The organism is Aminivibrio sp. (assembly GCF_016756745.1).
In the GTDB taxonomy this organism is placed as follows: Bacteria; Synergistota; Synergistia; order Synergistales; family Aminobacteriaceae; genus Aminivibrio.
Genome location: NZ_JAESIH010000025.1, coordinates 120,798 through 143,624 on the forward strand (window position 1 = coordinate 120,798; position 22,827 = coordinate 143,624).

The 22,827-nt window shown below is 55.8% G+C and carries 22 protein-coding genes and 1 other RNA gene; 21 read left to right on the forward strand and 2 right to left on the reverse strand.

What is annotated here, in order from left to right; translation table 11 throughout:
* The first annotated feature begins 63 nt into the window (after positions 1-63).
* The 9 genes from JMJ95_RS02400 (at position 64) to ffs (ending at position 9,119) form a co-directional block, all read left to right on the forward strand.
* On the forward strand, positions 64-528 hold the full coding sequence (locus JMJ95_RS02400) for a tripartite tricarboxylate transporter TctB family protein (RefSeq protein WP_290682112.1): 465 nt from the start codon (positions 64-66) through the stop codon (positions 526-528).
* A 12-nt stretch (positions 529-540) separates the two neighbouring features.
* Positions 541-2,022: a tripartite tricarboxylate transporter permease gene (locus tag JMJ95_RS02405; protein WP_290682115.1), complete on the forward strand. Its 1,482-nt coding sequence runs from the start codon at positions 541-543 to the stop codon at positions 2,020-2,022.
* Positions 2,023-2,222: 200 nt separating this feature from the next.
* Positions 2,223-2,993 (forward strand): SDR family NAD(P)-dependent oxidoreductase, encoded by a 771-nt coding sequence (locus JMJ95_RS02410; protein ID WP_290682118.1) that lies wholly within the window; start codon positions 2,223-2,225, stop codon positions 2,991-2,993.
* Between the two features lie 21 nt (positions 2,994-3,014).
* Positions 3,015-4,301: a histidinol dehydrogenase gene (hisD, locus tag JMJ95_RS02415; RefSeq protein WP_290682121.1), complete on the forward strand. Its 1,287-nt coding sequence runs from the start codon at positions 3,015-3,017 to the stop codon at positions 4,299-4,301.
* Entirely contained in the window at positions 4,298-5,833 is a 1,536-nt protein-coding gene (locus JMJ95_RS02420) for a sugar ABC transporter ATP-binding protein (RefSeq protein WP_290682124.1), read from the forward strand. Before hisD ends, JMJ95_RS02420 begins: the two co-directional genes overlap by 4 nt.
* A complete protein-coding gene (locus JMJ95_RS02425; RefSeq protein ID WP_290682127.1) occupies positions 5,818-6,879 on the forward strand; it encodes an ABC transporter permease in 1,062 nt (353 codons plus the stop codon). Before JMJ95_RS02420 ends, JMJ95_RS02425 begins: the two co-directional genes overlap by 16 nt.
* Complete coding sequence (locus tag JMJ95_RS02430; RefSeq protein ID WP_290682130.1) at positions 6,876-7,931, forward strand: sugar ABC transporter substrate-binding protein; 1,056 nt, start codon at positions 6,876-6,878, stop codon at positions 7,929-7,931. Before JMJ95_RS02425 ends, JMJ95_RS02430 begins: the two co-directional genes overlap by 4 nt.
* Positions 7,932-7,974: 43 nt before the next feature.
* Entirely contained in the window at positions 7,975-8,772 is a 798-nt protein-coding gene (locus JMJ95_RS02435; RefSeq protein WP_290682133.1) for a transporter substrate-binding domain-containing protein, read from the forward strand.
* A gap of 247 nt (positions 8,773-9,019) precedes the next feature.
* Positions 9,020-9,119, forward strand: an RNA gene (gene ffs, locus JMJ95_RS02440) — signal recognition particle sRNA small type.
* 15 nt (positions 9,120-9,134) lie between these two features.
* Here the strand turns inward: ffs and JMJ95_RS02445 are convergent.
* Complete coding sequence (locus JMJ95_RS02445; RefSeq protein ID WP_290682136.1) at positions 9,135-9,458, reverse strand: metal-sensitive transcriptional regulator; 324 nt, start codon at positions 9,456-9,458, stop codon at positions 9,135-9,137.
* Between the two features lie 215 nt (positions 9,459-9,673).
* Here JMJ95_RS02445 and rpsB point away from each other — a divergent pair, with 215 nt between their 5' ends.
* The 5 genes from rpsB to JMJ95_RS02470 all read left to right on the forward strand — a co-directional run bounded on the left by rpsB (position 9,674) and on the right by JMJ95_RS02470 (position 13,570).
* Positions 9,674-10,480, forward strand: coding sequence for a 30S ribosomal protein S2 (gene rpsB, locus JMJ95_RS02450; protein ID WP_290682139.1), 807 nt, complete (start codon positions 9,674-9,676; stop codon positions 10,478-10,480).
* A gap of 22 nt (positions 10,481-10,502) precedes the next feature.
* Positions 10,503-11,096: a translation elongation factor Ts gene (tsf, locus tag JMJ95_RS02455; protein ID WP_290682142.1), complete on the forward strand. Its 594-nt coding sequence runs from the start codon at positions 10,503-10,505 to the stop codon at positions 11,094-11,096.
* 85 nt (positions 11,097-11,181) lie between these two features.
* Positions 11,182-11,910 (forward strand): UMP kinase, encoded by a 729-nt coding sequence (gene pyrH / locus JMJ95_RS02460; RefSeq protein ID WP_290682145.1) that lies wholly within the window; start codon positions 11,182-11,184, stop codon positions 11,908-11,910.
* Between the two features lie 55 nt (positions 11,911-11,965).
* Complete coding sequence (frr, locus tag JMJ95_RS02465; protein WP_290682148.1) at positions 11,966-12,523, forward strand: ribosome recycling factor; 558 nt, start codon at positions 11,966-11,968, stop codon at positions 12,521-12,523.
* 66 nt (positions 12,524-12,589) lie between these two features.
* Positions 12,590-13,570: a D-glycerate dehydrogenase gene (locus JMJ95_RS02470; protein WP_290682151.1), complete on the forward strand. Its 981-nt coding sequence runs from the start codon at positions 12,590-12,592 to the stop codon at positions 13,568-13,570.
* A gap of 61 nt (positions 13,571-13,631) precedes the next feature.
* Here the strand turns inward: JMJ95_RS02470 and JMJ95_RS02475 are convergent, their stop codons facing one another.
* Positions 13,632-14,822: a pyridoxal phosphate-dependent aminotransferase gene (locus JMJ95_RS02475; RefSeq protein WP_290682154.1), complete on the reverse strand. Its 1,191-nt coding sequence runs from the start codon at positions 14,820-14,822 to the stop codon at positions 13,632-13,634.
* Between the two features lie 345 nt (positions 14,823-15,167).
* Here JMJ95_RS02475 and raiA point away from each other — a divergent pair, with 345 nt between their 5' ends.
* The 7 genes from raiA to JMJ95_RS02510 all read left to right on the forward strand — a co-directional run bounded on the left by raiA (position 15,168) and on the right by JMJ95_RS02510 (position 22,827).
* Positions 15,168-15,710 (forward strand): ribosome-associated translation inhibitor RaiA, encoded by a 543-nt coding sequence (gene raiA / locus JMJ95_RS02480; protein WP_290682157.1) that lies wholly within the window; start codon positions 15,168-15,170, stop codon positions 15,708-15,710.
* A gap of 77 nt (positions 15,711-15,787) precedes the next feature.
* Positions 15,788-16,126: a hydrogenase maturation nickel metallochaperone HypA gene (gene hypA, locus JMJ95_RS02485; RefSeq protein WP_290682160.1), complete on the forward strand. Its 339-nt coding sequence runs from the start codon at positions 15,788-15,790 to the stop codon at positions 16,124-16,126.
* Between the two features lie 2 nt (positions 16,127-16,128).
* A complete protein-coding gene (gene hypB, locus JMJ95_RS02490) occupies positions 16,129-16,794 on the forward strand; it encodes a hydrogenase nickel incorporation protein HypB (RefSeq protein ID WP_290682163.1) in 666 nt (221 codons plus the stop codon).
* Positions 16,784-18,763: an ATP-dependent helicase gene (locus JMJ95_RS02495; RefSeq protein ID WP_290682166.1), complete on the forward strand. Its 1,980-nt coding sequence runs from the start codon at positions 16,784-16,786 to the stop codon at positions 18,761-18,763. Before hypB ends, JMJ95_RS02495 begins: the two co-directional genes overlap by 11 nt.
* Complete coding sequence (gene coaE / locus JMJ95_RS02500; protein WP_290682169.1) at positions 18,723-19,586, forward strand: dephospho-CoA kinase; 864 nt, start codon at positions 18,723-18,725, stop codon at positions 19,584-19,586. The genes JMJ95_RS02495 and coaE overlap by 41 nt, the downstream gene beginning before the upstream one ends.
* The gene (locus JMJ95_RS02505) at positions 19,583-22,192 is read left to right on the forward strand and encodes a CBS domain-containing protein (RefSeq protein ID WP_290682172.1); all 2,610 of its coding nucleotides are present in this window, start codon (positions 19,583-19,585) and stop codon (positions 22,190-22,192) included. Before coaE ends, JMJ95_RS02505 begins: the two co-directional genes overlap by 4 nt.
* A 26-nt stretch (positions 22,193-22,218) precedes the next feature.
* Entirely contained in the window at positions 22,219-22,827 is a 609-nt protein-coding gene (locus JMJ95_RS02510) for a site-2 protease family protein (protein ID WP_290682175.1), read from the forward strand.

Sequence of the window (22,827 nt, forward strand, 5' to 3'; positions counted from 1 at the left end):
CCCTTACCAGGGAAAGCATCCCGCCGAATCCCGGCGGGATGCCCTTTCTTCCGGAGGCTGTCAATGAAAAAAACTCTGAGAATCATCTTCGGCGTATCGCTGGTCCTTGTTTCCCTGTGGGTTATCCGTACAAGTTCCACATTTCCGGAGGCTGTATCTGCCGGAAAGAAAATCCCCGGCCCGGCATTTTTCCCGGTTCTTCTTTCCGTTGTGCTGATTCCCTGCGGGCTGTACCAGGTGGTTTCAGGCCTGAAGTCCGGGGAGGAAGCCTCCGGCAGGGGATGGGGCCCCGTAGGGGCGAACGGGGTAATTGTAATACTTTCCCTTGCAGTATATGTTCAGCTTATGCAATGGATGGGATATGCTCTTTCCACCGTTCTTTTTTCCATGTTTCTCCTTCTCCGTCTCAGGGTAAGCGTGCTGAAAGCTTTCGCAGTGACATTCATTACAGTCGTTTTTATTCTTCTTGTCTTCGGCCGCGTCTTTCAAATTCAGCTCCCCCTCGGCGAGTTGGGACTTCCATGGTAGGAGGAGCCTGATATGTTCGAGGAAATACTCGCCGTTTTCCGCCCCGCCATTTTTTTCCCGTGGATCCTTTCCATGGCCTTCGGAGTCCTTATCGGAGGAACCCCCGGTCTGACGGCCACCATGGGGGTGGCCCTCATCATACCCGTAACCTATTACATGGAACCTCTCGCAGGAATGGCCATGATTCTCGGCGTTTCCTTCACGTCCATCTTCACCGGTGACATACCGGCAACCCTCCTTCGGATTCCCGGGACCCCGGCTTCAGGAGCTGCGACACTCGACGGCTACGAGCTGACAAAACAGGGACGGGGAATGGAAGCCCTTTCCATTGACCTTCTCTGTTCCGCCATAGGGGGTTTCATCGGAATGCTCCTTCTTATGGCGGTCGCCCCTCCGCTGGCAAGATTTGCCCTCAAATTCACCAACTTCCAGTATTTCTGGCTCGGAATCTTCGGTCTGAGCATGAGCGCTGTTCTGAGCGCGGGAAGGCCCATCAACGGCGTTTTGTCCGCAACGCTCGGGCTTCTTGTTTCCACCGTCGGAATGGACATCACCACCGGTCTTCCCCGGTTCACCGGGGGAAACATGGAACTTCTGGAAGGAATCGGGTTCATACCTGCCATGGTGGGACTCTTCGGCCTCTCAGAGGTGCTCAAGAATGTGGGAGACGCAAAGCTCCTCGGCACAAGCAGCATACCTGAATTCGGGCGCATCTCCCTTTGGGAAACCCTGAAGATTATTCTCCGGAACAAGCTGACCGTTTTAAAGGCCTCGATTCTTGGCACGTGCGTCGGTGCCCTTCCCGGCGCCGGAGCCGACATTGCCGCATGGGTCGCCTACGGTATGGAGAAAAAGACATCCAAACACCCCGAAGAATTCGGCAAGGGATCGATAAAGGGAGTCATTGCCCCAACGAGCGCCAACAATGCGGCCTTGGGAGGAACCTGGATTCCGGCCCTTGTCTTCGGCGTTCCCGGAGATTCGATCACGGCAATTGTCCTCGGGGCAATGCTTATGTACGGGCTGAGGCCGGGACCGCTCATTTTCCAGGAGAACCTGAAACTCGTTCACGGAATTTTCGCGGTCGGACTGATTTCTCAGTTTCTTCTCATTCCGGTGGGGCTCATCGGGATTCGGGTTTTCGGAAAGATCCTGAGAATGCCCCGGAATATCGTCATGGTCATCGTGCTCATTTTCTCGGTCATCGGCTCCTACGCCATCAGAAACAGTTTCTTCGACATCTACATCATGGCCGCGTTCGGTGTTGCCGGTTTTTTCTTTGAATACCTCGATATTCCCCTGCCTCCGCTCATTCTCGCCATTATCCTGGGGCCGATGATAGAGGACAATCTGAGGGTGGGGCTTATCAAAACCCACGGAGGGCTCGGCAAATTCATCTTTGACCCGATCTGCCTCACCCTGATTATTCTCATCTTTTTCGTCTTTTTCGGAGGTCCTGTCATGAAATTTTTCAGGAGGGGAAGAAAGGAGTAATTTTCCTTTCCCTTTTATGGTGTGTCCGGGCAAGGGGTAAACGAAAAAATGTTCTGCCGCTCAAGATTCCCTTCGGGGAATCTTTTTTTTATTTCGTCTCTTCTTTGCGTTATTGCATTATCCATAGCATATGCTATCATGCTAAAGTATTTTTTTGATGGTTCTTCGAAAAAGAATTCCTAAAGGAGTTTTCGACTGACATGACGGCATTTCTCGATCAATTTTCCCTCGCCGGCAAAACTGCGGTGGTGACCGGTGCGGGCCGAGGTCTTGGGAAGGGGTATTCTCTGGGGCTTGCCGCGGCAGGGGCTGCCGTGGTGTGCGCTGATATTGACGGAACGGCCGCCGAAAAAACGGCCGCAGAGATCCGCCTTTCCGGCGGAAGAGCCGAAGGTATCCGCCTAGACGTGACGAGACCAGACGAGGTCCGGGAGTGTTTTCGTTCGACGGCGGACAGGATGGGGAGTCTCGATATTCTTGTGAACAACGCGGGTGTGGAGGAGATCAATGATTTCCTTTCGGTGACGGAGGAACAGTACGACAAGATCATGGCCGTCAACCTCAGGGGAGTGTTTTTCTGCGCCCAGGCTGCGGCACGGATCATGGTAACGCAGGGCCGGGGGAAAATAGTGAACATCGGTTCTCTCGGCAGTGCCATAGGCCTGGCGAAGTCCTCCGTGTACTGCGGAACCAAGGGCGGAGTAGTGCAAATCACGAAGGCCATGGCTATCGAACTGGCACGATCGAACATCCAGGTGAACGCCATGGGGCCCGGATACTTCAGAACACCCATGACCGAGCCCTTCTTCCTCGACCCGGATCACAAGCGGTGGATCGAGGAGCGCATTCCGGCGGGGAGGGTGGGGACTGCCGAAGATCTCCTGGGTACGCTCGTGTTTCTCTGCAGTTCCGCCTCGAACTATCTTACAGGGCAGATTATCTATATTGATGGTGGCTGGCTCGCGAGTTGACCTTCCGGAAGGAGCAGGAAAATGATCGTTTTAAAGGAAGCGAAAAAAAGAGGAGCGGAAGGAACCGAGTCGGTAGAGAAGACGGTGAGGGACATCCTCAAGGATGTCCGGTCGGGTGGCGACGAGGCCGTCAGGAATTACACGGAAAAATTCGACGGTTTCCGGCCCGCTTCACTGCGGGTTGACGAAAAAACAGTCCGGGAAGCTTACAGCAAAGTGTCCCAGGAAATGGTGGAAACCCTGCAGTTCGCGGCCCGGAGAATCCGCGATTTCGCCGTGAAACAGAAGGAGTGCATGAAAGAACTCCGCTGGGAAATTTCCCCCGGCGTTGTCCTCGGGCACAGGCTCATTCCCGTGGCTTCCTGCGGGTGCTATGTTCCCGCAGGAAGATACCCCCTTCCGTCGTCGGCACTGATGTCGGCCATTCCGGCAAAGGTGGCGGGTGTGAAACGCATAGCGGCCTGTTCACCGGCGAGCAGGGGGCAGGAGGGTATTCACCCCGCCGTTCTCGTGGCCATGGATATTGCCGGCGTGGACGAAATCTACTGCATGGGGGGAGCCCAGGCCGTGGGAGCCTTCGCTTTCGGCACGGAAACTCTGGAACCGGTGGATATAATCACAGGGCCCGGAAACCGCTATGTGACGGAAGCAAAACGCCAGGTGAGCGGGTCCGTGGGAATCGATATGCTTGCCGGCCCGAGCGAGGTGGTCATCATTGCCGACGGTTCGGCACCCCCCGAATGGGTGGCGGCCGACGCTCTCGCCCGGTGCGAGCATGATCCGAACTCGTGGACGGTTATCGTGACCACCAGCAGGAAACTTGCGGAGAAGACCGCCGAAGAGATTCTCCGGCAGGCTGAGGGTCTTCCCACGGGAAAGGCTGCTCTCGAAGCATGGCAGAACAATGGAAGGATCCTGCTGGCCGATTCCCTGGAGGAAGCCGTGAAAATCGCCGACGGTATCGCCCCGGAACACCTCCAGGTAATGACCGAAAACAGCTTGGAAACCGCGGAAAAACTGACTAATTTCGGTTCACTTTTTATCGGCCCCTATGCCCCGGTTGCGTTTGGGGACTATGTTTCCGGCCCGAACCACATTTTGCCGACCGCCCGGTGCGCACGGTTTTCCAATGGAGTGTACGCCGGAACCTTTATAAAGGTCAGCTCCTACCAGGAAATCACCCGCGAGGGCGCATATTCCCTGGCAGAAAAATGCGCCGCTTTCGCCGACATGGAGGGGCTTTTCGGCCATAAGCGGTCCGCGGAGCTTCGGAAAAAAGACGGCGTGAGCGACAGGAAAGAAGAATGATAGCACCCGCCCTTTCCCTGAACGGGATCTCAAAAATATATCCCGGAACGGTCGCCCTTGACCGGGTGTCCTTTGAGGTCTACCCCGGTGAAGTCCACGGGCTCATCGGTAAAAACGGGGCGGGGAAGTCCACCCTTGTGGGAATTCTCGCAGGTCTTATTGAACCGACGGAAGGGACTATTTCCCTGGGAGGCCGTTCATTCCGCTCTCTTTCCCGTGTCCGGGCAAAGAGGGAAGGAGTGGCCATCGTTCCCCAGGAGCCGGAACTGATCCTGGATCTTTCGGTGGCGGAAAACCTTTTTCTCGGGGAACTTCCCTCCCGAAAAGGCATTCTGGACAGGAAAACAATGCGCGCCGGAGCCGAAGAAGCCCTTTCAGCCTACGGAATCGGCATAAACGCCGACCTCCTGGCGGGAGATCTTTCCCTGAGCGAAAGGCAGTTACTGCTCATACTGAAATCCTGCGTGGTGGAAGACGCACCCATCGTCGTCCTCGACGAGTCTTCCGCACCGCTCAGCGGCAAGGATGCCCGGATCCTCAGGAAAATCGTCGAGGATCTGCGCTCCCGGGGAAAGGCAATAGTGTACATCTCCCATCATATCGACGAGCTGCTCGACATCTGCGACAGGCTGACTGTCCTGCGGGACGGGAAAACAGTGGCAGTGAGCGAGAGGGCTTCCATGGACCACAAATCTCTTTCAGAGCTCATCATAGGAGAAGAAACGGCCTTCTCCGGGGGGCGCCATGAAGACGCCCCGCCTCCGGGGGAGGAAATTCTCAGGGTCGAAGGGCTTTCCAAGTGGGGGACGTTCGGGAATATTTCCTTTTCCCTGAGGCGGGGAGAGATCCTGGGACTTGCCGGGCTCCGGGGAAGCGGGAGGACAGAACTGCTGAAGGCTCTCGCCGGCATCGAACCCGCCGACGAAGGAGGAATTTTTCTCCGGGGTAACAGCGTTTGTTTCCGTTCTCCGGCGGAGGCTCTTGCCGAAGGAATCGCCTATCTTCCCGAGGAGAGGGAAAAGGAGGGGCTCCTCAGCTCTTTTTCCATCCGGGACAATCTCCTTCTCAACAGCCTCGGGAAAATCTGCGGCGGCAGGTTCATCAACTGGGAAAAAAGCGAGGAGCGTGCACGGGCCGTTTTCAGGGATGTGCAGATAAAAGCTTTTTCGATCCATCAGGGAGTAGAGGAACTTTCGGGAGGCAACAGGCAGAAGGTGGTCATCGGGCGGATCATGACGAACAGCCCGGAAATTTATCTTCTGGACGAACCCACCAGGGGAGTGGACATCGGCGCGAAAAAGGCGATCCTGTCCATTGTCTCCGGAAGGATCAGAAACGGAAGCGGCGTCATCATCACCTCCCCGGGGCTGGATGATCTCATTGATATATGTGACAGGATTCTCGTCCTTTCAAAGGGCGCCGTCTTCAGGGAATATGAACGGAAGGATTTCAGCGAACACAGGTTGTTCCTCGATATGCAGGGATTCGGACAACAGGATCGGAGAGGTGGAAGAGAATGTCAGGCGGTTTGAAGCTCAGGCTCGCCCTACTGGACAACATTATCTGGATGATGCTTATCGCGTTTTTTTCGGTGTGCGCTCTCAGCATACCGGCCTTTGCAACCTGGACCAACCTGGTAAACATTCTGTACCATACGACCATCATGAGCATGCTCGTTCTCGCCCAGGGTTTCGTTCTCATGAGCGGGAACCTGGACTTGTCCATTGATGCCGTTCTCGCCTTCGCTCCAGGCATGGCGGTTCTGATGTCGGTGAAGTGGTTCCCCGGGATACTCGGCAGCCCCTGGACAGCAATTTTTCTTACCCTGTCCATCGGGGCCCTGCTCGGGCTTTTCAACGGTTTCTGCGTCGCCCGGCTCGGAATGAACGCCTTCATGCAGACCCTCTCCGTCTCCATCATCCTCAGGGGGCTTGTCCTGTTCTTCATTCCCCTGTCTATTTTTCCCCTCGATCCGGTGTATTCCTTCATCGGGAAGGCAAGGATAGCCCAGCTCGGCAATATCCCGGCGGCGATACCGGTGACGTTTCTCATTTTTTTCATCTTCCACGGGCTGATCAACTACACGGTCTTCGGAAGAAATTATCTCGCCACCGGCGGAAACGCACGGGCAAGCTTCGTCGCCGGCATCAACACGAACCGGATGATCATCCTGGGCTTCATGGTCGCCGGAATTCTGTCGGCCATAGCAGGAATGCTCACGGCGGGAAGGCAGGATTCCGTATCAAACACCATGGGAAACGGAATGACCCTCCTCGCTTTCGCCGGAGCCCTCCTTGGCGGTACATCCATGTCCGGGGGGAAAGGGTCTGCCTTCGGCATGCTCGGAGGGGCTATTTTACTTGGCATGTTTTCCAACGCCCTGAATCTTCTCGGCGTGAAGGTGACCCTGATCCACGCCGCCCAGGGAACGCTCATCTTTCTTGCGATCCTTGTTGACCGGTTCAGGGTTTCGCTCCGGAGCTCCATGCTGCGGAAAGAACAGATACGAACGCTCGACAGGGAAGACGACCGTGGAGCGGATCACACAGTCGTGAAACAAAGGGAGGAATCAGTATGAAGAAGTTCCTGAACACGGTCATGACGGCGGCATTGGTTCTCGCATTTCTGTCCGCGGCGGGCGCAACAGAGAAGAAACTCACAGTGGGACTCGTGGTAAAGGAGCCGACAGCCCCCTACATCCAGGCATTCATGAAGGCTGCTGAGGAAAAGGCGGGGGAACTCGGCGTGGATCTCCTTATCCGTGACGGCGAGGGAGATTCCATGAAAATAATGGATATTATCGACACGTACATGGTCCAGGGAATTGATGCCTTTATCCTGGGAGGTGCGGTGGATCTCCGTGCTCTCGTTCCGGGAATCCGCAGGCTCAACGAAGCAAAGATTCCTGTGGCGGCCCTGGATACATCTCCGGAAGGAGGGGTTGTGGATTTTTTCCTGTCCTTCGACCTGGCACAGTCGAGCGCAAAAGCGGCCGAACTATTCGTCGAGGGGATAAAAAAACGGAACGGCGGCACGGTTCCCGCGGGCGTCGTACTCGAAGTTCTCGGGGATAAAGCGGATATGTTCAGCCACGCCTGCACCGAAGGCTTCAACTCCGTTCTCTCCAGGTATCCCCAGCTCGAAATCGTCCAGGGTGAGGGCAAATGGAACAACACGGATTCCCATGCGGTCGTCTCGGATCTTCTGACCCGGTTCGAAAACAAGGTTCTCGGGATTTACGTCCAGACTCCGGACATCATGGGACCGGGAGTTGTCGCGGCCATCGAGGCGGCCGGACTGAATGCGGCGGATTTCGGTATTACGGGAATCTGCATAGGACCTGAGGGAATCGACCTTATCAAAAAGGGGAAAATGCTCGGGGCTGTCGCTCAGCCGGCATATGACGCCGCCGCCCTTGCGGTTCAGTACCTTGTTGACAAGCTGAGGGGAAATCCTGTACCGAAAATCGGAGATACCGTAGTCGTCGAAGGAGCCTTATGGTCTCCCGCAAGGGTCATACGCAACCCCTGGGCGGACGGCGGAGCTTTCGTAGTGCTCCAGGGACCGCTCGTTCCCCAGGAGGTCAGTCCCGATGACCCGAGACTCTGGGAGAATATGCTGACAAAGTAGCATGATGGAGTATAATAGGACAAATTTTTCTGGAGGTGCATTCATGATATCCCGTAAAAGAGTGTCGAGGGCAGTTGTTCTGATTTCCGTTCTTCTTGTTGTGGCAGCAGTGTCGGGAATGGCGTCGGCAGGGCCAAGGCTGGACAGGATCATGGAGACGAAGGTGCTCAGGGTGGGAACCCCAGGCGATTACCGTCCGTTTTCCATGCTGGACAAGGCATCGGGAAAATACGAAGGTCACGATGTGGAACTTGCGGAGCTTCTTGCCTCGGAGCTCGGAGTCACGGTGGAGTTTGTCCCCACAACGTGGCCGAAACTCATGGATGAGTATCTTGCCGGATCTTTTGATATCGCCGTGGGAGGAATCACCAGGAGCCTGGCCCGGATGCTGAAAGGGGATTTTCTGCCGCCCTACGCCCCCAACGGGAAAGTCGCCCTTATCAGAAAGGCGGACAGGGAAAAGTTTTCCTCCTTGGAAGCGATGGATGTACCGGAAACGACGGTTATTGTGAATCCCGGCGGAACAAACGAAAAGTTTGTCCGGGCCAATTTCAAAAACGCCAAAGTCGTGGTTCACCAGAGCAATGCTGAAATACCCGCCATGATTGCGGAAGGCAAGGGCGACGTCATGATCACCGAAGTCTACGAGGCTGTGGTGTATTCACGGAAGGACGAGAGACTCTACGGCGCATTCACGGACAAACCCCTGACGAAAATAAGTTTTATGGGGTTCTTTATCCAGAAAGATGACCCTGACTTCCTGCGGGTAATGCACTATCTTTGGAACGATGCAAAGCTTCGGGGAGACCTCGACAGGCTCTTCGACAAGTGGCTCAGATAGCCCTAAATCCGCTAATTTTTCAGGCAGAGGGAGTGTCGCCGGGCATAAGGTGAATTTGTCCTCCCCAGGGGCGAAGAGATTATCCCCTGGGGGAGGGCGCCTGAGGTGAGAGAAACCGCGGTTTCACAAGCAGGCCACCGGTGGCGCTCCCCGCTGAGGTGCGGATTCAGGATAGCTTCGGGCTGGCGGAAAGAAATACTCCATGCTATAATTTCCGGGTTCAACACCCCCGCAGCCGTCTGCGGGGAATCCAGTCCCGTGCGGCGGAGATCTCCGAACCCTGTCAGGCCCGGAAGGGAGCAGCAGTAAGGAAAATTCTCCGGGTGCCACGGGGAAGCTGGGTTTCCCGCAGACGGCTGCGGTTATTCGTCCCCTTCAGAGGGAATCGTTCTGACAGGAGAAATTTCGACAAGAGCCTCGATGAGCTTCTCCAGATTGTCAAAATCCGGAGAGTGTGCCTCATGAACGCATTTCTGAAGGTAATTCTTCAGAATTTCTATACAGGCTCTCTGCATGGCCTTCCTGGCCGCGGAGAGCTGCAAAAGTACATCGTAGCAGGGTTTTTCCTCGATGATCATCCGCTGGATTCCCCGAAGCTGGCCCTCTACACGGCGAAGTCTGTTCAGCATGGCCTTTTTGTCCTGAGGCAGGTTTTCCAGCCGCTCGATGAGTGATTCTTTTGCCATTTCCACATGCCCCCAGTCGTTTGTTTGTCCTGTTGAAATACGGGGTATATCGTACTTCTTCCGCAGTTGCCGGTCAACTGCGGGTTGTGGTATACTCTTCCGGTCCTCATTACACACACAAACTGATGGGGCTGGGGGTTGCTGTGCCTGAAAAGCATGGTCCCGGTTCCGGATGACGTTTGTGGAGGGAAAAACATTTTTCAGGAGGGGTTATTGTGGCAGTAGTCAGCATGAAACAGCTTTTGGAGTGCGGCGTTCATTTCGGTCATCAGACCCGCAGGTGGAACCCGAAGATGAAGCCCTTCATCTTCACGGAGCGGAACGGAGTGTATATCATTGACCTCCAGAAGACGGTCAGGGGCCTGGAGAAAGCCTATGACTACATCAGGGAAGTCGCCAAGAACAACGGTTCCGTTCTTTTCGTCGGGACCAAGCGGCAGGCCCAGGACACCATAAGGGAAGAGGCCGAGAGAAGCGGCCAGTTCTACATTAACCAGCGCTGGCTCGGAGGACTGATGACAAACTTTCCGACGATCCGGAAACGGGTTGCCCGCATGGTGGAGCTTCGCAAAATGGAGGACGAGGGGAACTGGGCAAACCTTCCCAAGAAGGAAGTTGCCCTTCTGAGGAAAGAACTCGGCAAGCTCGAAAAGTACCTCAAGGGAATAACCAACATGAAGGCTATTCCCGACGCAATCTTCCTTATCGATCCCCGCAGGGAGGAAAACGCCGTCCTCGAAGCCAGGAAACTCGGAATTCCCGTCATTGCCATTGTGGACACAAACTGTGATCCCGAAGTCATTGACTTCCCCATCCCCGGAAACGACGATGCCATCAGGGCCATCAAGCTCATAACCGGTCTTATGGCCGACGCTTTCATCGAGGGACGGCAGGGCGAGGATGCCGGCGTAAAGATGATCTCCTCCGAAGAAGGGGAGGCAGTCGAAGTCTCCTCAGACAACATAATTGAGGTCAAGGAACGTCTTCACGAAGTGTATGACGATTCCGAGGAAGAAGCTTAAGCTATAAAGGGAGGCAGTGAATATGGGAATTAGCGCCGGAGCTGTCAAGGAACTCCGCGATAGAACAGGTGCCGGAATGATGGACTGTAAGCATGCCCTTGCGGAAAGCAACGGCGATGTGGAAAAGGCCATTGATTACTTGCGTGAAAAAGGCCTCGCAAAGGCTGCAAAGAAGGCCGGCAGAACCGCGTCTGAGGGAAGGGTGTTTTCCTATATCCATACCAACGGGAAACTCGGTGCCTTTCTTGAACTGAACTGTGAGACCGACTTCGTCGCCAAGACGGACGAATTCCAGGATCTGGGCCATGAGCTGTGCATGCAGATCGCTGCCGCCGCTCCCCAGTTCCTCTCTCCTGAAGAAGTGTCCGCGGACGTGCTGGAGCGTGAGCGCGAAATTTACAGGCAGCAGGCCCTTGAAGAAGGCAAGCCCGCCAATATCGTCGACAAGATTGCAGACGGAAAGATCAACAAGTTCTACGAGATCAACTGCCTTTTGGAGCAGGCCTGGATCCGTGACGGCGACAAGAAGATAAAGGATGTCGTCATGGAAGCCATCGCCAAACTCGGCGAAAATATCGTCGTAAGACGTTTCGCCCGCTTCTCCATAGGCGAATAGGCAGAGCGGCGAAAGGCGGGGCGAAATGCCTCGCCTTTTTTCTATCTTCCGAGTTTATCACACCGGAGAAAGGGAAGGGATAGATATGCGTTTCAGAAGAATCCTTTTGAAACTCTCGGGAGAGGTCCTCTCCTGCTCTAACGGATTCGGGTTCGACTTCGACGCCGTGCGCCGCATCGGCGAAGAAATAGTCGAGGTGGCCCAGTCCGGAATCCAGATCGCCATGGTTGTCGGGGGCGGCAACATGCTTAGGGGCCGGGATCTGGAAAAGCTTGGGGTTGAACGGGCCCAGGCGGACTATATGGGCATGCTGGCCACAGTGATGAATGCCCTCTGCCTTCAGGATGTTCTGGAGAAATTCGGCGCTCCCACCCGGGTCCAGACCGCCATCGAGATGCGCCAGATGGCAGAGCCCTACATCAGGCGCCGTGCCCTCCGTCACCTGGAAAAGGGCAGGATCGTTATTTTTGCCGCCGGCACGGGATCCCCCTATTTTTCAACCGATACAGCGGCGGCTCTCCGGGCTGCCGAAATGGAAGCCGATTGCCTGTTGAAAGCCACAAAGGTAGATGGTATATATAATGCTGACCCCAAGAAACACCCCGAGGCGGTGCTTCTGCACAGGCTGACCTACATGGATGCCCTGCGGCAGCAGTTCGAGGTGATGGACGCGGCAGCGTTTTCCCTCTGCATGGAAAACGCTATTCCGATAATTGTGTTGAACATACTCAAGAAAGGAAACATGAAGAACTTTCTTTTGAAGGGTACCGACACGGGAACCATCGTTTCTGCGCAAGAGGACGGCGGGGCTTGAGAGAACGGAACAGGCGTCCGTCTTTCCATTCTTCATTAAGAGGAGGAATTCCGGTATGCCGAAAGAAGAGCTGAAAGTACTGCGGGAACGCATGGAAAAGGTCATCGAGCACCTGAAGGGCGAGTTTCTCGCCATCAGGACAGGTCGGGCTCACCCGGGACTGGTGAGCGACATCAAGGTTGATTATTACGGGGCCCCCACTCCCATAAAGCAAATTGCTACCATCTCGGTTCCGGAGGGGAGGCAGATTGCCATTTCTCCCTTTGACAGATCTGCCCTTAAGCTGGTCGAGAAGGCCATACTGGCTTCATCCCTCGGCGTGACGCCCCAGAACGACGGGGAAATTATCCGGATAAACCTGCCGGAGCTGACCAGGGAACGACGGGTGGAACTCACCAAACTGGTGGGGAAATACGCTGAGGAAAGCCGCATCGCACTGAGAAATCTTCGGAGGGATTCCAACGAAACCCTCAAAAAGATGGAGAAAAACTCAGAGATCAGCGAGGACGAGCTGAAAAAATACACCAAGGATGTCCAGGACGTAACCGACGAGTTTATCAAAAAAGTCGACGAAATACTGAAGGCGAAGGAAAAGGAGATCATGGAGGAGTAAGCGGGAACTCCGTATATTTCGGAAGGCGGGGGAGCACTCCCGCTTCTTTTTGCAGGAGGGATGACCATGTCGCTGCCAAGGGTATATGTAACCCGCAGGATCCAGGATGCGGGACTCAGCCTTCTTCCCGGGCGGGTTGCGTTTGAAGTGTGGGAAAAATCAGCCCCCGTCGACCGGGATGTGCTTCTGGAAAAAGCCTCGAAAGCGGAGGGGCTCCTGTGCACTCTTTCGGACAGAATAGACGAAGAGCTTTTCTCCCGCTGCCCCGGGCTGAAAGTGGTGAGCAATTACGCCGTGGGATTCGACAACATCGACGTGGAAGCTGCCACAAGAAGGGGAATTCTGGTAACGAACACGCCCGACGTGCTTACCAACGCCACCGCCGACATGGCTTTTACCCTGATGCTCGCCTCCGCCCGCCGGGTAGTGGAGGCGAACGAGTTTCTCCGTTCGGGAGACTGGGTCACTTGGCATCCTGATCTGCTTCTCGGGCAGGATGTGTCCGAATCCGTTCTCGGCATCGTGGGAATGGGGAAAATCGGTCAGGCCGTGGCGAGAAGAGCAGCGGGGTTTTCCATGAAGATCCTGTTTTTCAATCGCTCCCCGAGACCCGAAATGGAAAGAGAACTTGCGGCCAGACAGGTGTCCCTCGATGAACTGTTGAGAGAGAGCGACTTCGTTTCCCTTCATTGCCCCCTGAGTGCGGAGACAAAAGGCCTTATCGGGGAACGGGAGCTTCGAATGATGAAGAAATCCTCCATACTCATCAACACGTCAAGGGGAGCGGTGGTGGACCGGGAAGCTCTTTACAGGGCCTGTTCGGAACAATGGATCTGGGGCGCCGGGATCGATGTCTTCGAGAAAGAGCCTGTTCCCCTGGACGAGCCCCTGCTGAAACTGAAGAACGTCACCACCACACCTCACCTCGGAAGCGCCACGATAAAGGCGAGGGAGGGCATGGCACGAAAAGCCGCCGAAAACCTCCTGGCCGCGCTGGAAGGAAGAAAACCGGCCGACCTGGTGAACCCCCAGGCCTGGAAAAAATAGCAACTTAATCGCCCCTCCGGCGCGATGCCGGAGGGGCGATTTTTTCAGCAGTCGTTCCGGTCTATTTCAGCTCTTCGAGGAACTCTTTGAAACGTCTCATTCCCTCGCGGATTTCCGCCTCGGAGTTCGAGTAGGAAATGCGAACGTTGCCCGGCGCCATGAAAGCACTGCCGGGCACGAGGGCGACGTACTTGGATTCCAGGAATATCCTGCACAGTTCCGTGTCGTCGGAAAGAACCTGCCCGTTCCACGTTTTGCCGAGGATTTTGTCCACGTTGAACCACACGTAGAAAGCTCCCTTGGGCTCGGTGAAGGATATGTAGGGCATATCCCTCATGAGCTCCACGATGAGATCCCTTCTTTTGCTGAAGGCCTTGTGCATGGTCCGGACATCCTGATCGGCTTCCTTCAGGGCGCCGACTGAAGCCCACTGGGCGACGGAGCATGCATTGGAGGTGATGTGCCCCTGGAGGTCGCCGATATATCCCATGATGGACGAGGGGCCGAGGGCGTAGCCGATCCGCCAGCCTGTCATTGCGAAGGCCTTGCTGACTCCGTTGATGATGATGGTGAGGTCCTTTGCTTCAGGAACGAGGTTCAGAATCTGGTGGTGCTTTTCGCCGCAGTAGACAAGCCGTTCATAAATTTCGTCGAAGATGATGACGATGTTGTTTTCCATGGCGAGTTTGCCGAGATCCCTGAGGCACTGCTCGTCATAAATGGCGCCCGTGGGGTTGTTGGGAGTGTTTACGATCATGGCCCGGGTTCTCGGTGTAATGACTTTTTTTACTTCGTCGTACCGGGGGATGAAATGGGTTTTACTCGTGTCCACGAGAACCGCTTTCCCGTCGAAGAAGCGGATCTGTTCCACGTAGCTCACCCATGCGGGCGTGAAGACCAGGACTTCGTCGCCCGGGTCGATGACGCAGCCGAGAGCCTCGTAGAGAAGGGGTTTCGCTCCTGCTCCGACGACGACGTCGGCGGGAGCATATTCAAGGCCGAAATGGTCTTTATAGTAGGCGCAGACCGCCTCACGAAGCTCGGGAATGCCCGTTCCCGGGGTATAGTGGGTCTGTCCTTTCTTCATCGCTTCTTCGGCGTAGCGGATTGCCGAAGGGGGAGAGTCGAAGTCGGGTTCTCCGGCGCCAAAGGAAATAACCGGCTTTCCTTCCCGTTTAAGGCTTTTGGCTTTTGCTGTAACGGCGAGGGTTGCTGAAGGTTCCATCTTTCGGGCTCTCTCGGAAATGTACATGATATACTACCTCCTGCACAATTTGATGTTGGTGTCATTATACCCCATTCAGAGGGTGATGAGGGTTTTACTTAAATCCGCAGGCTTTTCAGGCAGAGGGAGCGTCGCCGGGCATACGGTGAATTCGCCCTCCCCAGGGGCGAAGAGATCTCGCTGGGAGCCTCGGGACTCGCTTGGGCAGTTGTCCTGGACGACAATCCGCCCCCCTCGCCCCAAGCGGTCCCCGGTGACACTCCCCGCTGGGGTGCGGATTGAGGCTTTTATTCCTTTTGTTGCCCAGAATCTCCCCTGGTGTTAGAATGATAACATAATCACTGAGCACTGAGCCTGAATGGAGGGATTTGCATGGACATACGCTTTGTCACCCGTGGAGTCGAACTGAAGGATGACCTGAAGGGCTACATGGAAAACAAGATGTCCAAGCTCGAGAGATTTTTCAGCCGCATCATCGATGGTCAGGTTGTGATGAGTTTCGGACGGGGACTGTACACCGTGGAGATCACCTCCAACGCCAACGGGGTTATTATGAGAGGGCAGTCCAGCGCCCCGGACATGAGGAAGGCTTTCGACCAAGGGCTTAAAAATTTGGAGCGGCAGATCAAGAGACACAAGTCGTACCTGAAGGACCGCGCCCAGCTGAAAACCCATGACGTTTCCTTCGAACTGCCTTCGACAGAGACTGATACTGATCTGCCCATTCCTCCCGAAGAGGAAATAGTGAAGGTGAAGCGTTTCCCTCTGCGCCCCATGAGCGCAAAAGAAGCGACCATGCAGATGGACCTTCTGGGGCACGAGTTCTTTCTCTTCAAGAACGCGGAGAACGGTTCCGTCAATGTTGTCTACAAGCGCAAGGACGGCGGGTATGGTCTCCTCGAACCTTCGGAGTGATCCTCCGCTCCCGAAGAGGGTTGTCCGGCACGGAGAGGACCCTGCGCGGGTCCTCTTTTTCTTAGGACGGAACGAACATGCATGAAGTATCCCTTGCGGAATCTATAGCGGCCGCACTGCTTCAGATGCAGGAAGAACATCGCTGGAAATCCGTCGTGGAAGTCCGGCTCAGGATTGGTGCCCTGAGACAGGTTTTCCCCGACATCCTGTCTTTCGCGTTCAATACCGTCACCCGGAGCACCGCCCTTGAAGGGGCCCGCCTGGTAGTGGAAGATGTTCCCCTTTCCTTCCGGTGCAGAGACTGCGGAACTTCGTGGCAGGAAGAAACTGTCTTGTGCCCTTCCTGCGGCTCGATTCACCGGGAAACGGTTGCGGGGATGGAGCTGGATATTGAATCGGTGGAGGTAGAAGAATAATCATGAGCAAGATCGTTACCCTTCAGCAGTCGATTATGGCCGAAGACGAAAAATTCGCAGCATCCATAAGGGAGGCTAACAGGAAAAGAGGACTCCTCATGGTGAATATCATCGGTTCTCCCGGATGCGGCAAGACGACTCTCCTCGAGCGGACCGCGAAAGAATCCGGCCTCTCCTTTGCCGTGATCGAAGGTGACCTGGCGACGAACAGGGATGCTGAAAGACTGGACGTTCTCGGAATTCCCGTGGTGCAGGTGAATACCCACGGAGGATGCCATCTCGAGGCGAACGTGGTTGAAAAGGCCATGGAAACCCTTCCATTGGACTCCCTCGACATCCTCTTCGTCGAAAACGTGGGAAACCTGGTGTGCCCAGCGGAATTCGACCTGGGGGAGGATTTCAAGGCAGCCGTGCTGAGCGCTCCGGAAGGGGCGGACAAACCACTCAAATACCCCTACCTTTTCAGCTCCTCAAAGATCGTTCTTCTAACCAAGACCGACCTTCTTCCTTACCTCCCCTTCGATATGAAGATGTTCACCGACGATGTGAAGTCCCTCAACCCCGAAGCCCCGGTCCTGTACCTCAACGGACTGACCGGGGAAGGTTTCGGTGGATGGACGGACTTTCTGAAAGACAGGATCAAGGAGAAAAAAGCGGATGCCCGATGAGAAAAAACTGCTGGAAAAACTGAACCCCCGGCAGAGGGAAGCGGTCGCCTACTGCGACGGCCCCCTTCTCGTCCTGGCAGGCGCCGGAAGCGGCAAGACCAGGGTCCTGGCCCACAAAATCGCCTATCTCGTGGCAAAGGGGCTTTCCAGGCCGGAGGATATTCTTGCCGTGACGTTCACCAACAAAGCGGCCAACGAAATGAAGGAACGGGTCAGGGCGCTCCTCGGGGACACGGGACGGGAGATGCAGATTTGCACCTTTCACTCCTTCGGCCTGCGTTTTCTTTTCAGGAACAGGGCATTTCTCCCCGCGGTCGGCCTGAAGGAAAGATTCGCCATTTTCGACAGGGGTGACAGTCGCTCCCTGGTCAAAGAGATCATGGAAGGGCTCAACATCGATACGAAGCAGTTCGAGCCTTCATCCATGCTCGACCGTATCTCCACGGTAAAGAACGACTGCCTTCCGGCAGGGAAGAGTTCCCCCCTTCTCGAAGGCATTTACGGCGATGTCTTCAAAGCCTACAACGAAGCGCTGAGACGCCAGAACGCCGTAGACTTTGACGATCTTCTTCTGCTTCCCCTTCGCTTGCTGGCTGCGGAACCGGATCTGCTGGAAAGGGAACGGAACCGTCTTTCGTGGGTGCTGGTGGACGAATACCAGGATGTCAACAGACCGCAATACCTCACCCTCGGCAAACTGGTGGGATCGAAGCGGAAAATAATGGTGGTGGGGGACCCGGACCAGTCCATCTATGGCTGGCGGGGCGCCGACATGACCATGATCCTCAACTTCGAACAGGATTTCCCCTCGGCAAAGGTCGTCATCCTCGACCAGAATTACCGCTCTTCAGGCACTATTCTTGGGGCAGCGAACGCACTGATCGAAGGGAATTCAAAGAGGCGGAAAAAGGACCTGTGGACTGCCCGCAACATGGGGGAGAAAGTCTACACCCTCCTCGGCCGGACGGAGTACCAGGAGGCGGATTTTCTGGTATCGGAAATACGGAGGCTCCATGACAGGGAGGGGTACAGCTACGGCGATATGGCACTCCTGTACCGCATCAACGCCATGAGCCGGGTCTACGAACAAAAATTCCTCGAAAACAGGGTCCCCTACCGGGTCGTGCGGGGAACCGCCTTCTATGACCGAAAGGAAGTGAAGGACATCCTTTCCTTCCTCAGGGCGGCGGTGAACCCCCTGGACAGGGTGTCCCTTACCCGCATCGCCAATGTCCCCGCAAGAGGACTTGGGAAGAAAAGCCTGGAAAAAGTGTTCGCCTTCCTGGAATCCCTGCCCGATCTTTCCGCCGAGGAGTACTGGAAGACCCTTGCTGAAGGGGTCGTGGCGGCGGAGGGAAAGGCAGGAACAGGACTGAGAAACCTGGCACGGCACATGGTGAAGATTCTCTCTCTTTCCGACAGCCTGGCTGACATACTGACCTACATTCTCGACACCATGGGGTATGAGGACATCCTTCGGAAGGACGATCCCGACGGCTGGGAAGAGCGGGTGGAAAACATCAGGGAACTCCGATCCATAGTCCCCACTGGCGGTGATCTCTCGGAAATGCTGGCGGAAGCAGCCCTTTTCACGGACCTTGAAAAACTTGACCTGGACGACAAGAACGCGGTGAACCTCCTGACCCTTCATGCTGCAAAAGGGCTCGAGTTCCCCGTGGTCTTTCTTGTCGGAATGGAGGAGGCCGTCTTTCCCCACTTCAAATGCCTTGAGGACAGGGAAAATATGGAAGAGGAGCGTCGGCTCTGCTACGTGGGCATGACCCGGGCCGAGGAACGGCTCTACATGACCGGGGTCAGGTCCCGCAGGCTCTTCGGCACCACACTACGCAACGGTTTTTCCCGTTTTCTCTGGGAAATCCCTGACAAGTTCAAAACTGTGGACGACAGGGGCGAGGAGGAAAATCAGCATGCTGGCTTTGGGACTAACAGGAGACGTTGGGGCTGGTAAATCGACGTTAACCCGCTTTTGGAAGGAAATGGGAGCTTCCGTCCTGGATGCGGATGAGATCGTCAGGAACCTGTGGAAGCGCCCGGATATCATCGACGAGGCAGTCTCAAGGTGGGGCAGGGGGGTCGCGGACAATTCCGGGAACATCCTGTCGGCTGAAATAGCGGCCCGGGCCTTCAGCTCCCCTGAAGATTATGCCTGGCTCTGCGGACTCCTTCATCCTCTCGTCAGGATTGAAATGGAACGAATATCCGCTTCCCTGGAAGGCTGGGTTGTGGCCGAAATACCCCTTCTTTTCGAGGGCGGCGTGCCGGAATGGATGGACGCTACGGTCTACCTTGCCGCACCGGAAGAAAAGAGACGGGATCGAAATTCTGCGAGGGGATGGGACGGAAAAGAAATTCTCAGGAGAGAATCTTTCCTCCTTCCGCCGGATGAAAAAAAACGGCGGGCTGACATTGTGCTCGAAAACACCGGCACCATTGAAGACCTCAGGGAGACGGCAGGAAAGTATGCGCTCTTTTTCCGCCGTCTCTCAGGCCTTGTCCGGTGCACCGTGACGTTCCGGCGATACGAGGATGCTCTTCTGTACCGTGATTTTCTCAGGAAGGAACGGCTCGGGAGCGAGTTTGAGTGCTGCCGGACCGACGCCCTGGAGAAAAACGAGGGAAGCTGGCTCGTCTCCTTCATTTCCCGGGAGAGCTTTTTTGCCCGTCTTTCCCGTCCGCACGTAATGGACGGCGCCTGGGGCCCGTATACGGCCGCCATACGGCGGATGCCCTACAAAAAACGTATCACCCTTTCGGAGGAACTTGCCCAGTGAAGGTCATCACCAGTCACATGGGCAATGATTTTGACTCGCTGGCAAGCATGGTGGCGGCACAGAAGCTCTATCCCGGCGCCAGGCTCTGCTTGTCCGGCTCCGCAAGCCGCACGGTGAGAAATTTTCTGAAGAAGCACGGCAGCCGGTGGTCAGTGGCGACACCTAAAAAAATCAAGTTTGACGAGATCACCATGCTCGTCGTGGTGGACGCGAGATCCCGTTCAAGGATAGGCCCCTTTGCCTCTCTGATGGGGAAAAAGAGCATCCCGGTTCACGTCTATGACCATCACCCCCCCTCATCAGACGATATTGACGCCGAGTTCATCGCCATCGAGCCGGTCGGGGCGACCACCACCCTCCTCGTGGAAATTCTCCTCGAAAGGAGGATCCCTATTTCCTCCAGCGAGGCGACCCTGTTCGCCACCGGCATTTACGAGGACACCGGAGGCCTCACCTTCAGCGGCACAACCCCACGGGACTTCGCGGCCGTTGCGAGGATGAAGGAACTCGGGGCCGACCTCACAAGCATACCGACGTTCATCGAAATGACCTTCTCCGCTCCGGAGAGGAAAATTCTCGACAGCCTCATTGAAAACAGCTGGGTCAGGTTCATCAACGGCGCAAAAGCCGTATTTTCAGCAGTTTCCTCTCCCGGATACGTGGACGGCCTTTCTCTTTTCGTCCACAGGCTGAGGGATTATTTCGACGCCGATATCGCCATCGCCGCGGTCCGGATGGATACCCGGACTTACCTGATCGGACGCAGCCATGACGATATCCTCGACATGGCTGCCTTCCTTTCCCCCCTCGGAGGAGGCGGCCATCCACAGGCGGCTTCGGTAACCCTCCATAACGCCAAACCTCTTCCCCTCGTAAAGGAAATGGAGCTTCGGCTTTCCGACGCGATCAAGCCTTCGCTGACCGCGGGAGACATCATGACGTCGCCCGTCATGGTAATACCGCCGGATTCCTCCGTGGATGACGCCTATAGGATCATGATACGGTACGGCCATTCCGCCCTCCCCGTGGTGAAGGGAAAGGCCATTCTCGGCCTCATCACGAGGAAAGATCTCGACAAGGCTCACCTCCACGGTTTCGGCAAGACGCTCATAAGGGAATTTATGACCGAGGGAGTCATCAGCATTTCGAGGGAAGCCTCGGTGCACGAGGCCCACAGGCTTTTCGTCACCCACAGCATCGGCCGTCTGCCCGTCACCGACGGAAATCGGATTGCCGGCATCATTACCCGCACCGACCTTGTGAAAGCCCTCTACCCCCTGTCTCTTCCGAGGGAGGAGAGAAGCGATGCCCCTGAGCTTCCCTGGACCGAGGATGTTTCCTGGCTTCTTGAAAAAAGCCTCTCCCAGGAAACGATCGTTTTGCTGAAAACTTTGGGGGAACGGGCGGAAAATCTCGGGATGAGAGCCTACATCGTCGGCGGTATTGTGCGGGATCTCTTTCTCGGGCGGGACAATCTCGACCTGGACATCGTGGTGGAAGGGGACGCCCCCCGCTTTCTGAAAAGCTGGGAAAAAGACGGTCTCCGGGTGTCAGTTCACGAAAGGTACAAGACGGGGACAGTGGTATTCCCGGGAGGCAAGAAAGTCGATGTGGCCACCGCCCGGCGGGAATTTTACGAGTTTCCCGTCGCCCAGCCGAAGGTGTCTACCGATTCCCTGAAGCACGACCTCTACCGCCGGGACTTTACCGTCAACGCCATGGCCGTCTCCATAAACCTGTCCACGTGGGGCATCCTCGTGGATTTCTTCGGCGGACGGAGAGACCTCGGTAAAAAAATCCTGAAGGTCCTCCACAACCTGAGTTTTGTGGAAGACCCCACAAGGGTCCTGAGAGGAATCCGGCTTGAGCAGCGGCTCGGTCTTGCCCTGGAGGACAATACCCTGAGGCTCCTGAGAAGCTGTGTGCGGGGGGGCCTTCTTGTGAGGCTCTCTGGTTTCCGCCTCAGGAGCGAGCTTGAACTTTCCTTCAAGGAGCGTTTCCCCTACCCGGCGGCAAAACGGATGGAAGAGCTGGGAGTCTGGGAAGTGCTGTTCCCGGGGCTCCGCATCGGCGAAACCGGAAGAAGAACCTTCAGGCGACTCGGTGCCTTCCTCGGGCGGATATCCAGGGATTTCCCGGATTTTCGGGGCAGGCAGTGGCTTGCCTTCTTTTCCGCTCTACTCATGGAATCCCCGGAGAATATACGCATTGCCGCCCTCGATAGGCTGAACCTCCCCGAGTCGGAAAGAGGAATCGTAATTAAGAGCCTTTCCGAACTCGGAGCGGTGGAACATGAACTGGGAGGCCGGTCCGGACCTTCGAATTCCAGGATCTATGCGTTTCTAAGGGATGCCGACCCGGTGGCCTGCCTTTTCTGGAGTGCCGCTACCGGACGATGGAGGGTCCGGAGGAGGATTCTTCTATACCTGACCAGACTCCACCGCATATCTCCCGTGTTGAAAGGCAGGGACCTGCTCGAATTGGGATACGGGGCGACCCCGAGAATCGGGGTCATCCTCGAAAAGCTGAAAATGCTCAGGCTTGACGGCATCCTTGAAAATCGGGATGATGAGGTCCGCTACGTGCGGTATAATTTCCCCCTGTGAGCTTTTTTGAAGGAGAGTGAAGATCAATGTTTCGTATGCCCGCACTTGCGGACTTGCTGCTGAGCGTTCCCGCCGTTCTCTGGGCCATAACCTTCCACGAGTTCTGCCACGGCTACATGGCGTACCGGCTCGGAGACCCCACCGCCGCCCGGATGGGCAGGCTGACCCTCAACCCCCTGTACCATTTCGACCCCATAGGGGCCCTCATGCTCCTTCTTTTCAGGTTCGGATGGGCAAAACCGGTGCCCGTGGACCCGAGATACTTCAAGCATCCCCGGAGGGACATGTTCCTCGTCTCCATCGCGGGAGTGAGCGGAAACTTTCTCACGGCCTTCCTGTTCGGCATGATCGCCCGGCTCTTTCCGTATCCCTTTCTCGCGATTCCGGCCCTGAGACAGTTTATCTTCCTGATGATCGTCATCAATATCGGCCTTGCCGTGTTCAATCTCATCCCCATACCGCCCCTCGACGGCTCGAAGCTGCTGTACCCCCTTCTGCCTCCGGCACTCCTCGAGAAGTATTTCTGGCTCGAACGGTACGGTTTTTTTGTCCTTATGATCCTGATTGCTCTGGGTGTGGTACAGGCCATCATGGGGCCCGTGGTGATGTTTTTCCTCAGGCTGATCCTTCTGTAA